A 15,110-nucleotide genomic window follows, 5' to 3' on the forward strand; every position below is an offset into this window, starting at 1 on the left:
ACAACATCATGAGCCATCTCCTCGATCGCCTGAACTTCCTGGCGCGCAAGAATGCCGATACCTTCTCGGACGGCCACGGCGTCACCACGACTGAGAACCGGGACTGGGAAGACGCCTATCGCAAGCGCTGGCAGCACGACAAGATCGTGCGCTCGACGCACGGCGTGAACTGCACGGGTTCCTGCTCGTGGAAAATTTATGTCAAGGGTGGGATCGTCACCTGGGAAACCCAACAGACCGACTATCCCCGCACCCGGCCGGACCTTCCCAACCATGAACCGCGCGGCTGCGCACGCGGGGCGAGCTATAGCTGGTACATGTATTCGGCCAACCGGGTGAAATATCCGCTGATCCGCTCGCGCCTGCTCAAGCTGTGGCGCAAGGAACGCACGATCAAGACCCCGGTCGGCGCCTGGGCGGCGATCCAGGAGAACCCGGAAAAACGTGCCGACTACATGAAGATGCGCGGCCTCGGCGGCTTCGTGCGCGCCACCTGGGACGAGGTCAACGAGATCATCGCGGCGGCGAACGCCTACACTGTCAAGACCTATGGCCCGGACCGTGTGGTCGGTTTCTCGCCGATTCCGGCCATGTCGATGGTCTCCTATGCGGCCGGTTCGCGTTACCTCTCGCTGCTCGGTGGGGTCTGTCTGTCGTTCTACGACTGGTACTGCGATCTGCCGCCGGCCTCGCCGATGACCTGGGGCGAGCAGACCGACGTTCCGGAATCGGCCGACTGGTACAATTCCGGCTTCCTGATCCTGTGGGGCTCCAACGTTCCGCAGACCCGCACGCCCGATGCTCATTTCTACACCGAGGCGCGTTACAAGGGTGCCAAGTCGGTCGTCATTTCGCCCGATTATTCGGAAGCCGCGAAATTCTCCGATCTCTGGCTGCATCCGAAGCAGGGCACCGACGCGGCACTCGCCATGGCCATGGGCCACGTCATCCTGCGCGAGTTCCATCTCGACCGCCAGGCCGACTATTTCGAGGACTACTGTCGTCGCTATACCGACATGCCGATGTTGGTCAAACTGGTCGGCAAGGATGGCCATTACATCGCTGATCGCTTCGTCCGCGCCTCGGACTTCACCGGCGGGCTCGACGAGACGAACAATCCGGAATGGAAGACGGTCGCCGTCGATGCCAAGACGAAGCAGTTCGTCTCGCCCGGTGGTTCGATCGGCTATCGCTGGGGCGAGCAGGGCAAGTGGAATCTCGAGGCGAAGGACGGCAAGGGCGCCGACGTCGATCTCGCCATGAGCTTTATCCTCGACGGCGAGCACGACACGATCGCCAATGTCGGCTTCCCATATTTCGGCAATCGCGAGCACGACTACTTTGAAGGCACGGATCATGCCAGCGTTCTGGTGCGCAAGGTGCCGGCCCGCAAGGTGAAGCTGGCCGACGGCGAGGCTCTTGTCGCCACCGTGTTCGACCTGTTCGTCGCCAATTACGGCCTCGATCGCGGGCTCGACGATCCGAACTCGGCCAAGTCCTACCAGGAAAACCTACCCTACACGCCGGCCTGGGCCGAGAAGATCACCGGCGTTCCGCGCGACCAGATCATCGCAGTCGCCCGCGAATTCGCCAGCAATGCCGAAAAGACCAATGGTCGTTCCATGGTCATCCTTGGTGCCGGTCTGAACCACTGGTACCACATGGACATGAACTATCGCGGCATCATCAACATGCTGGTGATGTGCGGTTGCGTCGGCAAGTCCGGAGGTGGCTGGAGCCACTATGTGGGGCAGGAGAAGCTCCGCCCGCAGACGGGTTGGACAGCGCTCGCCTTCGCGCTCGACTGGCACCGGCCGCCGCGCCATATGAACGGCACCTCATTCTTCTATGCCCATACCGACCAGTGGCGCTATGAGACGCTGAAGGTGGACGAGATCCTGTCGCCGACCGCGCCGGAAGGGCCTTGGGACGCGACACTGATTGACTACAACATCCGTGCCGAGCGCATGGGCTGGTTGCCGTCGGCGCCGCAGCTCAAGACCAATCCGCTGAAGGTGTCGAGGGATGCAGCCGCAGCAGGCAAGGAGGCCAAGGACTATGTCGCCGAGCAGTTGAAGGCCGGCACGCTGTCCATGTCCTGCGAGGACCCCGACGACAAGGCCAACTGGCCGCGCAACCTGTTCGTCTGGCGTTCCAACCTGCTCGGCTCGTCCGGCAAGGGGCATGAGTACTTCCTCAAGCACCTGCTCGGCACCAAGCACGGTTTGCTCGGCAAGGATCTCGGCGAGGAAGGTCGCCAGATCACCAAGGAAGCCGTCTGGCACGAAGAAGCGCCGGAAGGAAAGCTCGACCTGCTGGTCACGCTCGACTTCCGCATGTCGACCACCTGCGTCTATTCCGATATCGTGCTTCCGACGGCCACCTGGTACGAGAAGAACGACCTCAACACGTCCGACATGCATCCCTTCATCCATCCGCTGTCGAGTGCGGCGGATCCGGCCTGGGATGCGCGCAGCGACTGGGATATCTTCAAGGGCATTGCCAAGACGTTCTCCGAAGTGGCGCCGGAAGTCCTCGGCGTGGAGAAGGACATCGTCCTCGTGCCGACGCTGCACGACACGGCCGGAGAACTCGCCCAAGCGTTCGACGTCAAGGACTGGAAGAAGGGCGAGATCGAGCCCATTCCCGGCCGGACGATGCCGTCGGTCGCGGTGGTCGAGCGCGACTATCCCAACCTCTACAAGAAGTTCACCTCGGTCGGCACGCTGCTCGACACGCTCGGCAATGGCGGCAAGGGCATCGCCTGGAACACCGAGCACGAAGTCGACCTGCTCGCCCGCCTGAACGGCGTGGTGCAGGAGGAGGGCGTCACCAAGGGCCGGCCGCGGATCGAGACCGACATCGACGCGACCGAGGTCATCCTGTCGCTTGCCCCGGAAACCAACGGCGAGGTGGCGGTCAAGGCCTGGGCAGCGCTCTCCAAGTTCACCGGTCGCGACCACACCCATCTCGCCATCCCCAAGGAGGACGAGAAGATCCGCTTCCGCGACGTGGTCGCCCAGCCGCGCAAGATCATCTCCTCCCCAACCTGGTCGGGCATTGAATCGGACACGGTTTGCTACAATGCCGGCTATACCAACGTCCACGAGTTGATCCCGTGGCGCACCCTGACCGGCCGCCAGCAGCTCTATCAGGATCACCTGTGGATGCGGGCCTTCGGTGAAGGTTTCTGCGTCTATCGACCGCCGATCGACACCAAGACCGTCAATCCGGCGATCGAGGCCAAGTCGGACGGCAAACCGCATCTGATACTGAATTTTATCACACCGCACCAGAAGTGGGGCATCCACTCCACCTATAGCGACAACTTGATGATGCTGACGCTCAATCGCGGCGGCCCGGTGGTGTGGATTTCCGAGCCGGACGCTAAGAAGGCCGGCATTGCCGACAATGACTGGCTTGAGGTCTACAACGCCAACGGCGCCATCGTCGCCCGCGCAGTTGTTTCCCAGCGCATGAAGGACGGAACGATCTTCATGTATCACGCTCAGGAAAAGATCGTGAACACGCCCGGTTCGCCGATCACCGGCCAGCGTGGCGGCATCCACAACTCGGTCACGCGGGTGATCACCAAGCCGACCCACATGATCGGCGGCTACGCCCATCAGGCTTACGGTTTCAACTACTACGGCACGGTCGGCTCCAACCGGGACGAGTTCGTCGTGGTCCGCAAACTCGACAAGGTGGACTGGCTGGAAGGGCCGCACACCGAAAGCACCCCATACAACAAGGAGCCGGCAGAATGAAGATCCGCGCGCAAATCGGCATGGTCCTCAACCTCGACAAGTGCATCGGGTGTCATACCTGCTCGGTCACCTGCAAGAATGTCTGGACCAACCGCGAAGGCGTTGAATACGCCTGGTTCAACAATGTCGAGACCAAGCCCGGCATCGGTTTCCCCAAGGAATGGGAAAACCAGAAGAAGTGGAACGGCGGCTGGGTGAGGAAGTCGAACGGCAAGATCGAGCCGAAGATGGGCGCCAAGTGGCGCATCCTCGCCAAGATTTTCGCCAATCCGGACCTGCCGGAGATCGACGACTATTACGAGCCCTTCGACTTTGACTATGGCCACCTGCAGACAGCCGGCGAAAGCCGCGCCATGCCGACGGCACGGCCTCGCTCGATGATCACCGGCGAGCGGATGGAAAAGATCGAATGGGGTCCGAACTGGGAGGAGATCCTCGGCGGCGAGTTCGAAAAGCGCTCGAAGGACTACAATTTCGAGGGCATCCAGAAGGAGATCTACGGCCAATTCGAGAACACCTTCATGATGTACCTGCCGAGGCTGTGCGAGCACTGCCTCAACCCGACCTGTGCGGCGGCCTGCCCGTCGGGGGCGATCTACAAGCGCGAGGATGACGGCATCGTCCTGATCGACCAGGAAAAATGCCGGGGCTGGCGCATGTGCGTCTCCGGCTGTCCCTACAAGAAGATCTACTACAACTGGAGCTCGGGAAAATCCGAGAAGTGCATCTTCTGCTATCCTCGCATCGAGGCCGGCCATCCGACCGTTTGCTCGGAAACCTGCGTCGGGCGCATCCGCTATCTCGGCGTCATCCTTTACGATGCCGACCGGATCTCGGAGGCCGCATCCACGGCGAATGAGCAGGACCTATACGAGGAACAGCTCAAAATCTTCCTCGATCCCAACGATCCTGCCGTCATCGAGCAGGCGCGCAAGGATGGCATTCCGGATGCCTGGCTGGAAGCGGCGAAACGGTCGCCGGTCTACAAGATGGCGATGGACTGGAAGATCGCTTTCCCGCTCCACCCGGAATACCGCACGCTGCCGATGGTCTGGTACATCCCGCCGCTTTCGCCGCTGCAGTCGGCGGCCCAGTCGGGCAAACTCGGCATGGACGGCCCGCTGCCGGATGTGCGGTCGCTGCGCATCCCGGTTCGCTATCTCGCCAACCTGCTGACGGCCGGCAAGGAAGCCCCCGTGATCTCGGCACTGGAGCGCATGCTCGCCATGCGCGCCTACATGCGCTCGAAGACCATCGACGGCGTCATCGACACGTCGATCGCCGCCAAGGTTGGCATGAGTGCCGAGATGATCGAGGAAATGTATCACATCATGGCGATCGCCAACTACGAGGACCGCTTCGTCATTCCGACCACGCATCGCGAGGTGACCGAGGACGCCTATGACGTTCGTGGCTCCTGTGGCTTCTCCTTCGGCAATGGCTGCTCGGGCGGCACGTCGGACAGCGACCTCTTCGGTGCCAAGCGCCGCAAGGTGGTCCAGACCCCGACCGATCTCTTCAAGGAGCATGTCTGATGCACAAGGCACTGAAGGCAATATCGCTGTTGCTCAGCTATCCGACCGAGGAACTCATCGCGGGGGCGCCGGAGCTCAAGACGGCGCTTGACGCCGATGACGCGATCTCCCGGGAGGTCAGGCTGCTGCTTGGCCGCCTGATCGACGATCTCGCCGGACAGGACCTCTACGACGCTCAGGAGCGCTACGTGTACCTGTTCGACCGTAGCCGGTCGCTCTCGCTGAACTTGTTCGAGCACGTGCATGGCGAAAGCCGCGACCGTGGGCAGGCCATGGTCGACCTGAAGACCATGTACGAGGACCAGGGCTTCGAAATCGACGCAAAGGAATTGCCGGACTATCTGCCGCTGTTCCTCGAATTCCTTGCTACCCTGACAACGGAAGAGGTCGATGACCTCCTCGCCCAGACCGGCCATATCACGGCGGCGATCGGCGAGCGGCTGCGGAAACGGGAATCGGTCTATTCCAACGCCTTTGCTGCTCTCGGCCTCATATCGAAAGCCAAGCCGGACCAGAAGCTCCTGAAGGAGCTCCTGGACGGCGCCGAGGACGATCCGAACGACCTCGAAGCGATGGACCGCATCTGGGAGGACGAGGTCGTCACTTTCGGCGGCAATGCGGGTGACAACAGCTGCGGCCCTGACCGGCTGCGCACACAGATGAGGGCCGCGGCGCGCAAGCCGAACGATCCCTTGAACACGATACCGGTTTAGGAGGGCAGGACATGTCTGACTTTTTCAATTCACTCTTATTCGGCATCTACCCATACATCGCGCTCGTGGTGCTGATCCTCGGCTCGATCATCCGCTATGACCGCGAGCCCTATACATGGCGCTCGGGGTCGAGCCAGCTCTTGCGTCGCAGACAGCTAATCTGGGGCTCGGTGCTCTTCCATCTCGGCGTGCTGTTCATCTTCGCAGGCCACTTAGTCGGCCTGCTGACGCCGATCGTGATCTTCGACACCCTCGGCATCAGCCACAGCGCCAAGCAGACGCTGGCGGTGGTTGCCGGTGGCATTGCCGGTACCATGGCGATCGTCGGCGCGACGCTTCTCGTCCATCGCCGGCTATTCGATCCGCGCGTGAGGGCATCGTCGAGCACGACCGACACGCTGATCATCATCCTGCTTTGGGTCCAGCTCTTCCTTGGGCTCTCGACCATCCCGACCTCGCTTGCCCATCTCGACGGCCATGAAATGGTGAAGTTTATGAACTGGGCCCAGGGTATCTTCACCTTCAACCCGGAAGCAGCCTCCTACGTCGCCGACGCGGCGCTGGTGTTCAAGCTGCACCTCTTCCTCGGCCTGACGATCTTCCTGCTCTTCCCGTTCACCCGGCTGGTTCACATGCTGAGCGCGCCGGTGCGCTATCTCTGGCGCCCGGGCTATCAGGTCGTGCGGCAGCGGAACGGCAGTTCCGTCAATCGCGCTCCGGCGGAGTAAGCCCATGGTCACGCTCTTCAACAATACGGACAAGGGTTCGACCGCTTCCGAAGTATCCGGGAAGAAGGACAGCTATTCGACCTACCAGGAACCGGATACCCGCATTCCGCCCAAGGCCCGCCCGGTACTCGACGCTGTGTCAGTCAACGGCGTGGAAATCGCCGAAAGCGAGATCCTCGCCGAGGCGCAGAACCATCCGGCCGAAAACCCGGGGGAGGCACTTCTGGCGGCGGCAAGGGCGCTAGTCGTGCGTGAACTCCTTCTGCAACGGGCGGTCGAACTGAACCTTGCGCCTGTGCGAGAGGAAACGGCGGATGGGCGTCATGAAACCGACGAGGACGCAGCCATCCGAATTTTGATCGAGAGAGAGGTTACGATTCCATCGGCCACGGCGGAGGAGTGCCTGCGTTTCTACGAGAACAACCGGGCGAAGTTCCGCAGCGAGCCGATCTTCGAGGCGAGCCATATCCTGATCGCCGCCGATCCTGCGGACCAGCGCGCGCGGGATGCGGCCCGTAACGACGCGGAACGGCTGGCGGCTGTCCTCGTCGGGCACCCGAGCGAGTTTGCAACGATGGCGCGAACCCATTCGGCCTGTCCCTCGGCCACGCAGGGCGGCAATCTCGGCCAGTTGACCCATGGCAGCACGGTTGCGGAGTTCGAGCGTTGCCTTGCCCGGATGGAGGAGGGCCAGATTACCTCCGCACCGGTCGAAAGCCGGTTCGGCTTCCACATCATCCGGCTGGAACGGCGGATCGATGGTGAACAACTGCCGTTCGACTTCGTGCAGGACCGGATCGCCGGCTGGCTCGAAGCCTCTACCTGGTCGAAAGCCGTATCGCAGTTCATCGCCATCCTGGCCGCCGATGCCACCATCACCGGGATCGATGTGCTCGGTGCCGACGGACCGTTGATGCAGTGACGCAACGGCGATGACGGAAAGGAACGGCAAGGCGAAACGGGCATGTCCCGATTGTTTCTCCTTGCCGTACCGCCCGCAAGGGACGTCGGGCCTGGAGTACACCCATGCTTTCTGATCTCTTCGAACACAATGTCCGCTGGGCATCGGCGAAATGCGCCGAGGACCCACACTATTTCGACAGGCTGTCGGCATTGCAGCGGCCAGACTATCTGTGGATCGGATGTTCCGACAGCAGAGTTCCCGCCAATGTCATCACCGGGCTCGAGCCGGGTGAGGTCTTCGTCCATCGCAACGTCGCCAACCTCGTTCACCGGGCGGACCTCAACCTGCTGTCGGTGGTGGAATTTGCCGTGGAGACCCTCGAGGTCAAGCACATCATCGTCTGCGGGCACTATGGCTGCGGCGGGATCCGCGCCGCCATGGATGGGCAGCGGCACGGCATCATCGATCACTGGCTGCAGCCGATCCGCGACGTGGCGGAAGCGAACTGCGCGGAGCTATCGAGGATTGACGAGACGGAAGAGAAGCTGAATCGGCTCTGCGAACTGACGGTCGCCTCGCAGGTGGCCAGTCTGTCGCAGACACCGATCCTGCAATCAGCCTGGAGGCGGGGGCGTCCGCTCACGATCCACGGCTGGATCTATGGTCTGAAGGATGGTCTGCTCCGCGACCTTAAATGCGATTGCGACAGAAGCGTCGCTGCGTTTCGATGCGACGAGGCGAACGCGCCGGGCTTTGCGCGAGATGGAAAGGTGCCCAATGCCTGTCAATCCTAGAGCCGCCTGCAACTGTGACGTTCAGCCGTCCGGCCCAGACCTGATGTCGGTGGAGAGGGCTATCGAAGTCGCGGTCGGCATGGCAAGGCCGATCACCGGGGCGCAAGAAGTCGTCCTCCGGTTCGCCCGAGGCCGGATACTCGCGGCAGATCTGCACGCGCCACAGGCCATGCCGGCTTTCGACAATTCCGCCATGGACGGCTTCGCACTGCGACTTCAGGATATTCCGGGAACGGGGCCTTGGCGATTGCCGGTCGCTGGCACGATGACGGCCGGCTCTGCCCTGGGGCTGGCCGGAGCTGTTGTCGGCGCGGCCTTGCGTATCTTCACCGGCGCGCCGGTTCCCGCTATCTGTGATGCCGTGGTGATGCAGGAAAACTGCGACGATCAGGGCGAACACGTCCTGATTTTTAGCCGCCCGGCGATGGGCGAGAACATACGTCGCGCGGGCGAGGACATCGGCGCCGGCGCCCTTCTTGCAAGCCGCGGCACGATAATCGAGGCACGCCATATCGGGCTTCTCGCGGGCAATGGCCATGCTTCGGTCCAGGTAAGACGTCGACCGCGGATCGCAGTGCTGTCCACCGGCGATGAACTCGTCGATAGGGGCAAGGGCAGCGCAAGCATCCATGACACAAATCGGCCCATGCTGCTTGCATTGTGCGAAGGGCTCGGTGCGGAGGTCACGGATCTCGGTATCTGTGCCGACGATCTCGGCGCCATGACCGGACTGCTGCGCGCGAACGCGACGCAATATGACATGATCCTCACCTCGGGCGCAGCTTCGGTTGGAGGCCGGGACTTCGTTCGACCGGCCCTTTACGCGGCCGGCGGGTCCGTGGAAGCCTGCCGGGTGGCCCTGAAGCCCGGAAAGCCTGTCTTTTTCGGTCGACTCGGCGATGCCTTGCTGACCGGGCTGCCCGGCAATCCGCTGTCGGCCTATACGGGATTCCAGCTCTTTGTCGCCCGGCAGATCGCCGCGATGCTGGGCTTTTCGGGAGCGGAAATGTCAGTCGAGAAAGCGGTGGCCGGTTTCGGCTGGAAGCGGAAGGCAGGTCGCGCGGAATATCTGCCGGTGCGCATCGTCGCGCATGATGCTTCCGGCCGCCCGATCGTCGAGCGCCTCGGGCACGGCAGCTCCGCCTCGCTGATGCCGCTTTCCCAGGCCGACGGCGTCGCCGTTCTCGATGCGTCGTCAACCGAAGGCGCCTGCGGTACGCCCGTTTCCTGGTTCCCCTTTTGCAGGCGCAAATTCGCATGGAGGAGCATATGACCGATTTAGCGATACCGCTCCAGGCCGCCATTCGGGTCGAAAAGGACCGGCCGGTCGACGATATCTTCGAGGCGGTGGCCGAGCTGTTGCGGGCCGAAGGGCTGGTTGTCGCCGGCTTCCTTCAGTGGGAACGCACTGACGACGGCGCGTGCTGCGGCCGGATTGAGCTGGAGGATCTGGCCAGCGGTGAGCGGCACCAGATATCGCAGGCGCTCGGTCCGGGTGCGCGCGGTTGCCGGCTCGATCCGCAGGCCCTGGCCCACGTGGCTGGGCGCCTCCTGTCCGGTCTGGAGAACGATCCGGATCTTTTGATCCTCAACCGCTTCGGCAAAGGGGAGGCCGAGGGGCAGGGCTTTCGTGCTGTGATGGAGGAGGCTTGCGCGCGGGACATTCCGGTGCTGATCGCGGTGCGGGAAAGCTATGTCGAGGCCTGGGAGCGGTTTGCGGGAGATCTCGGGCTCCTCCTTCCACCCGACCGGGGCCCGGTCGTCGACTGGGTCCGTCGGGCGGTTGCGGCGGCCGGGAGACTTCGCGATGCGGCATGAACGACATATCGCGACCGGCACGGAAACAACGCTGCCTCCCCTGGTTGATCAGTTCGGCCGGCAGGTCACCTATCTTCGGCTTTCCGTGACGGATCGCTGCGATCTTCGCTGCACCTACTGCATGGCCGAACACATGACATTCCTGCCGCGCCAGGATGTCCTGTCCCTGGAGGAGCTGTACCGGCTGGCTCGAGTCTTCATCCGTGGGGGCGTGCGCAAGATCCGGTTGACCGGCGGAGAGCCGCTGGTGCGCAAGAATATCCTTCAGCTGTTCAGTCTGCTCGCGCCGCATCTCGACGGCGGCGAGCTCGATGAGGTGACGCTGACCACCAACGGGACGCTGCTCTCGCGTTATTCCGAAGCCCTGTTCGCAACAGGTGTGCGCCGTGTGAACGTCTCGCTCGACAGTCTCGACGCCGGCAGATATGCGCGGATAACACGGTGGGGCCGGCTGGATTCGGTTCTGAAGGGCATCGACGCGGCGCTTTCCGCCGGTCTCAAGGTCAAACTCAACGCGGTTGCCATGCGGGGCGACTTCGAAAGCGAAGTGGACGATCTCATTGGCTTCGCGCATGGGCGAGGCATGGACCTCACGTTGATCGAGGAGATGCCGCTTGGGCAGACGGGGCATGATCGCAGCCAGAGCTTCCTTCCCCTTGATCATCTGCGCCGGTCGCTTGCCGGGCGGTGGACGCTTGTTCCGATCGATGACCGGACCGGAGGTCCGGCCCGCTATGTTCGCGTTGCCGAGACCGGCGGGCGGCTCGGCTTCATCACGCCGCTATCTTGTGATTTCTGTGCAAACTGCAATCGGGTGCGGGTAAGCTGTACCGGCGGTCTCTTCACCTGCATGGGGAGCGAGGGCACGGTTGGGCTTCGCCAGGCGTTGCGCGGCGAGGATCCGGAGGCAAACGTTGGTAGCCTGATCCGGGATGCGCTTGGTCGCAAGCCGAAAGGACATTCGTTCGAAATTTCGCGTCAGGCCGTCAGCGGTATCGCGCGCCATATGTCTGTTCTAGGAGGCTAGAAATGCAGATTGCCATCGTTACCGTATCGGATCGCGCCAGCCGCGGAGAATATGACGATCTATCGGGTCCATTGATCGAGACATGGCTGGCGCGCGCGATCACGTCGCCCTACAAGCTGACGAAGCGGATCATCCCGGATGGATTCGTCTCCGTTCGCGATGAACTGATCGATCTCTGCGACCAGCATCGCTTCGACCTGATCCTGACGACCGGAGGCACGGGCCCGGCAGCACGGGACGAAACGCCGGAAGCCATGCGGGCAGTACTGATCAAGGAGCTACCGGGCTTCGGCGAGCTGCTGCGCCGCGTCAGCCTGGACCAGACGCCGACGGCCATCCTGTCGCGCCAGACGGCCGGGACAAGAGGACATTCGCTGATCATCAACCTACCGGGCAATCCGGCCTCGATCCGGGTCTGCCTCGACACCATATTCTCGGCGGTGCCCTACTGCCTCGATTTGATCGGAGCCGGTCGGATCGAGACGGATCCGAATATCATCAAGGCTCACCGACCGGCACGATAGGGCTTTGCGGTCTTGTCGAGCGGTTCGGTGTTGACTCAATCGTTACCAAGCGGTGCTCTCCAATCAGTGCGACAAATATTGATTTTTCGATCCCCCGCACCGGAAGTTCCATAAATTAGGTTACGCGATTTTCTCTAAGCGTATGAAAATAAGTGATAATATTAACTTGTCTTTGGATTGAATGCTGAGTTTTCCGCCATGCGAGTTAAGCGAGAATACTCATGTTCCGGTTTCTTTGATGATGGCTCGGACACCGCCGGGCGATACGGCGCAGGTGGCAGGCGGATGCCAAGCTATTGGTTGGTCGAGATCCGGTCAGAGCTTACTATGAGGCGCAACGACGCGCTTTCCGCAGTCGCTCCGAAGGCGACTTCCATGAGTATTGGCACTGGGCCAAGGTCGCCAGTGAAATCGCCCGTATAGAACCGCATGCCGAGATGGACTTCGATATCCTTAAGGTAGTGTCCGATCAGGAAAAGCCCCGTCGCCGCTGATCGATGGCTGATGAAACAAATGCTCGGCAACAAATGCTGAGCTGTCTTCCGTGAACGATCTGTGCCGAATATCCGATCGCCGACCGAAGCAAACCAATCCCGCTCTTTATGGATGGCGTCCTGGACCAGGCCCGGATCTCCGTCGATCAACCCACTATCGGGGTCGGCTAGCAAGCTGCCGCCGCTTGTCTTCGCCTGCGCGGTGATCGCGATCTGTCCTGATCCTTTCGAGGAGCCATCGAGCGGGAGCGGCCCGCTCCGGACGGAGGTTTCTCACATGGCACAGGATCTTGCACTCGCCCAAAGCCACGCATTTTCGCTTTCCCGCATCCTCATGGTTCCCGTCACCCTGTTCAAATCCGGCGACGAATTCGGCGTCCTTCCGTCCGACGAACTCGATGACGAAGACGATCTTGAGATCGTGCATGAATATTTCCCGCGCGGGTCTCATTGAGACCCGCATGTCCCTGCCGCTGGCGACCTGTTGGCCGCAAGGGAAGCTCCGCCGCGGCCGGTGCAAATCTGCACCTTGATTGCCGCGCCCTTGCCCCCTCCATTCTTCGCGGCGGAAACGAGGATGGCCGCAGGTATGCGGATTGGAAAAGAAGGACGATCGACAAGTGATCGGAAAACAATGAAGAGAGAAGAGTTGGAAGCGCTGCGCGCCAAGGTGAGTTGCGAAGCCGTGCTGGAACGAGCCGGTTATGAAATCGATCTCAAAGAAAGTTCGCGCCGCGCCGTCAAGTACCGGTGTGGCGGCAACATCGTCATTGTAACGCATGACGGACGCGGCTGGTTCGATCCGCTCAGCGACGAGAAAGGCGATGTATTCGGCCTTGCCATGTTCCTGGAAGGAATTCCATTCCCGTCCGCAACGGAAGCGGTCGCGTCAATTGTCGGGTATCAACTCTCCCGGCCGGAATGGAGGTCCTCGCGGTCTTCAGTGCCAGTGAAAGACATTGGCGACCGCTGGCGCAGCCGGCCCACGCCTTCGCCCGGATCCGGTGCCTGGCGCTATCTCTGCTGGGCGCGCCGGATCCCGACGGCCATCGCCCGGCAGGCTATTTGCGAGGGTGTCCTGCGGGAAGGACCCTTCGGCAGTATGTGGGCGGCCCATGTTGATGGCGAGGGTCGCGTTGTGGGTTGGGAGGAGCGCGGTCCGGACTGGCGTGGCTTTGCCACCGGGGGGTCGAAGGTTCTCTTCCGTTTTGGACCAAGCGATGCCTTTCGTCTCTGCGTTACCGAGGCCGCGATCGACGCAATGAGCCTTGCCGCACTCGAAGGTCCGCGCGAGCGAACTCTCTATCTCAGCACTGGCGGTGGGTGGTCTCCGGCGACAGATGCGGCGCTTGCCGAACTTGCTGTGCGGCCGGGACTGACACTGGTCGCGGCCACGGATGCCAATCCTCAAGGCGATGTCTATGCAGAACGATTGCGGGCGCTCGCTGAGGCGTCCGGCTGTGACTGGCAGAGGCTACGGCCGCCGGCGGAGGATTGGAACGAGGTTCTCCAAAACAGGGAGAGGGAAAAACGGGAAAGGAAGACCGAAGGGAATAACGAGGCCTGCCGCATGCGCGCCGGCCGCATCAAGGGAGGCTTCGCCCGGCATGCGCCGGCCCTTGACCCGGACGGACACGAGGCCGGCAGCGCGGAAGGGGTCATGAAGGACTGAAGAGAATGGCGAGGTCGAGACGACTTGTGCTGCCTTCGGTCCTAAACCCCGAAAGGACCAAGCTGATGACCTCGACAATCTTCCCTCGCAAAATCTTCCAGGGCGTGGCCAAGCGCGCCGACATGTTTCGGCTGTTCGATCGGCATCGTGATCGCCCCAACCGTTTCGACGGTGACCAGTCCGGAGTTTATGCCGGCGAATGGTTTGAGATCGACGAGATCTCCTACTCCTACATGCTCGACATTCTGCCGCCGCTCTGGATGCGTGGGCCGATCTTTGCGATGCGCGAGTTCATGACCGGTTCGGTGACCTCGGTGTTTTACGCGATCCGGATCGACGAAGCAGTCCGCTATTTCCACACCTACTGCGACCTCTCGGATCCGGCCTCTGTGGAAGCAATGCGGACCGCGATCATTGACCGCGAAACCCGACCAGTCCGGGCCATGAGCCGCGAAGAACGGCTTGAGCATATCTGGAGCACGACCACCGACGACTATCGAGGCTATGCCGGCGCGCGTTGGCCGACGGCGATGCAGGGCCATCGCACGGTGATGCTTTACGCTGGCAGTGAAGGCACGTTCCTGAAACTGCTCGACACCCTGTCTGACGACGAGATCGCGGCAAAGCTGCCGGTGCATCTACGCCACCTCCCCACATCGCTGGCCGCCTGAGCCAGATCACCTTTCGCAAATCTCGCGCCGAAAGCGGCCTTCTCGGTGGCCGAGTGACGGCGCACGCCCTCATTTAAAGGAGCTTTCCCATGAGCAACGATCCATTTACATCAGACATGTTCGGCTCGGGCGTGCTTGTCGCCGGCCTCGGGCTTGGCGTGACAGCGTTCGGCGGGTTCTCGCCTGATGCCGCTAATGACGACGATCCGGATCCCCTGCCGCCGGCACCAGCACTGCCCGTCGCTGCCACGCCTGTCCGGCGCGCGAGGCTTCGGGCAAACTTCTATCTCGACGGCGACCGCAAGCTGGCCGCCTCCTGGAAGGATCGCGCCCGCGCCAATGTCGCGGCGATCCTCGTCGCCGACGGCATTGCCAAGCAGGACCGGCCGGCGACGGCAAATGAACAGGCGCAGTTGATCCGCTTCACCGGCTTCGGCGCCAGCGAACTGGCCAACGGTATGTT

General features: G+C 62.1%; 15 protein-coding genes. 14 read left to right on the forward strand and 1 reads right to left on the reverse strand.

The genetic code is table 11. From position 1 onward, the window contains the following. Positions 1-8: 8 nt before the first annotated feature. The 10 genes from RNA01_RS17280 (at position 9) to mog (ending at position 11,810) form a co-directional block, all read left to right on the forward strand. The gene (locus RNA01_RS17280; protein ID WP_147181457.1) at positions 9-3,767 is read left to right on the forward strand and encodes a nitrate reductase subunit alpha; all 3,759 of its coding nucleotides are present in this window, start codon (positions 9-11) and stop codon (positions 3,765-3,767) included. Next, positions 3,764-5,302, forward strand: a complete 1,539-nt coding sequence (gene narH, locus RNA01_RS17285; protein ID WP_028738636.1) for a nitrate reductase subunit beta — start codon at positions 3,764-3,766, stop codon at positions 5,300-5,302. The genes RNA01_RS17280 and narH overlap by 4 nt, the downstream gene beginning before the upstream one ends. Then, on the forward strand, positions 5,302-6,015 hold the full coding sequence (gene narJ / locus RNA01_RS17290; protein WP_147181458.1) for a nitrate reductase molybdenum cofactor assembly chaperone: 714 nt from the start codon (positions 5,302-5,304) through the stop codon (positions 6,013-6,015). The genes narH and narJ overlap by 1 nt, the downstream gene beginning before the upstream one ends. Before the next feature lie 11 nt (positions 6,016-6,026). Then, positions 6,027-6,743: a respiratory nitrate reductase subunit gamma gene (gene narI, locus RNA01_RS17295; RefSeq protein WP_147181459.1), complete on the forward strand. Its 717-nt coding sequence runs from the start codon at positions 6,027-6,029 to the stop codon at positions 6,741-6,743. 4 nt (positions 6,744-6,747) lie between these two features. Continuing rightward, a complete protein-coding gene (locus RNA01_RS17300) occupies positions 6,748-7,665 on the forward strand; it encodes a peptidylprolyl isomerase (protein ID WP_147181460.1) in 918 nt (305 codons plus the stop codon). 104 nt (positions 7,666-7,769) lie between these two features. Beyond that, entirely contained in the window at positions 7,770-8,441 is a 672-nt protein-coding gene (gene can / locus RNA01_RS17305; RefSeq protein ID WP_147181461.1) for a carbonate dehydratase, read from the forward strand. Then, positions 8,425-9,714 (forward strand): molybdopterin molybdotransferase MoeA, encoded by a 1,290-nt coding sequence (locus RNA01_RS17310; protein ID WP_147181462.1) that lies wholly within the window; start codon positions 8,425-8,427, stop codon positions 9,712-9,714. The genes can and RNA01_RS17310 overlap by 17 nt, the downstream gene beginning before the upstream one ends. Then, a complete protein-coding gene (locus RNA01_RS17315) occupies positions 9,711-10,259 on the forward strand; it encodes a DUF2478 domain-containing protein (protein ID WP_147181463.1) in 549 nt (182 codons plus the stop codon). Before RNA01_RS17310 ends, RNA01_RS17315 begins: the two co-directional genes overlap by 4 nt. After that, positions 10,249-11,286 carry a GTP 3',8-cyclase MoaA gene (gene moaA, locus RNA01_RS17320; RefSeq protein ID WP_147181464.1) on the forward strand — a complete coding sequence of 346 codons (1,038 nt, stop codon included), beginning with the start codon at positions 10,249-10,251 and terminating at the stop codon, positions 11,284-11,286. Before RNA01_RS17315 ends, moaA begins: the two co-directional genes overlap by 11 nt. Before the next feature lie 2 nt (positions 11,287-11,288). After that, positions 11,289-11,810 (forward strand): molybdopterin adenylyltransferase, encoded by a 522-nt coding sequence (mog, locus tag RNA01_RS17325; RefSeq protein ID WP_147181465.1) that lies wholly within the window; start codon positions 11,289-11,291, stop codon positions 11,808-11,810. 293 nt (positions 11,811-12,103) lie between these two features. Here mog and RNA01_RS23740 read toward each other — a convergent pair whose 3' ends face one another. Next, entirely contained in the window at positions 12,104-12,454 is a 351-nt protein-coding gene (locus RNA01_RS23740; protein WP_170253516.1) for a hypothetical protein, read from the reverse strand. A gap of 127 nt (positions 12,455-12,581) precedes the next feature. Here RNA01_RS23740 and RNA01_RS23745 point away from each other — a divergent pair, with 127 nt between their 5' ends. From RNA01_RS23745 to RNA01_RS17345, 4 genes are all read left to right on the forward strand, one after another. Beyond that, the gene (locus RNA01_RS23745) at positions 12,582-12,758 is read left to right on the forward strand and encodes a hypothetical protein (protein ID WP_018326273.1); all 177 of its coding nucleotides are present in this window, start codon (positions 12,582-12,584) and stop codon (positions 12,756-12,758) included. Between the two features lie 180 nt (positions 12,759-12,938). Next, on the forward strand, positions 12,939-13,976 hold the full coding sequence (locus RNA01_RS17335) for a DUF3991 and toprim domain-containing protein (protein ID WP_170253518.1): 1,038 nt from the start codon (positions 12,939-12,941) through the stop codon (positions 13,974-13,976). Between the two features lie 65 nt (positions 13,977-14,041). Continuing rightward, positions 14,042-14,647, forward strand: a complete 606-nt coding sequence (locus tag RNA01_RS17340) for a DUF1419 domain-containing protein (protein WP_147181466.1) — start codon at positions 14,042-14,044, stop codon at positions 14,645-14,647. Between the two features lie 89 nt (positions 14,648-14,736). Then, on the forward strand, positions 14,737-15,110 hold a 374-nt coding region (locus RNA01_RS17345; protein WP_443092648.1), incomplete at its 3' end, for a hypothetical protein.

This window comes from Paenirhizobium naphthalenivorans, from assembly GCF_007992095.1.
Taxonomy (GTDB): domain Bacteria; phylum Pseudomonadota; class Alphaproteobacteria; order Rhizobiales; family Rhizobiaceae; genus Allorhizobium; species Allorhizobium naphthalenivorans.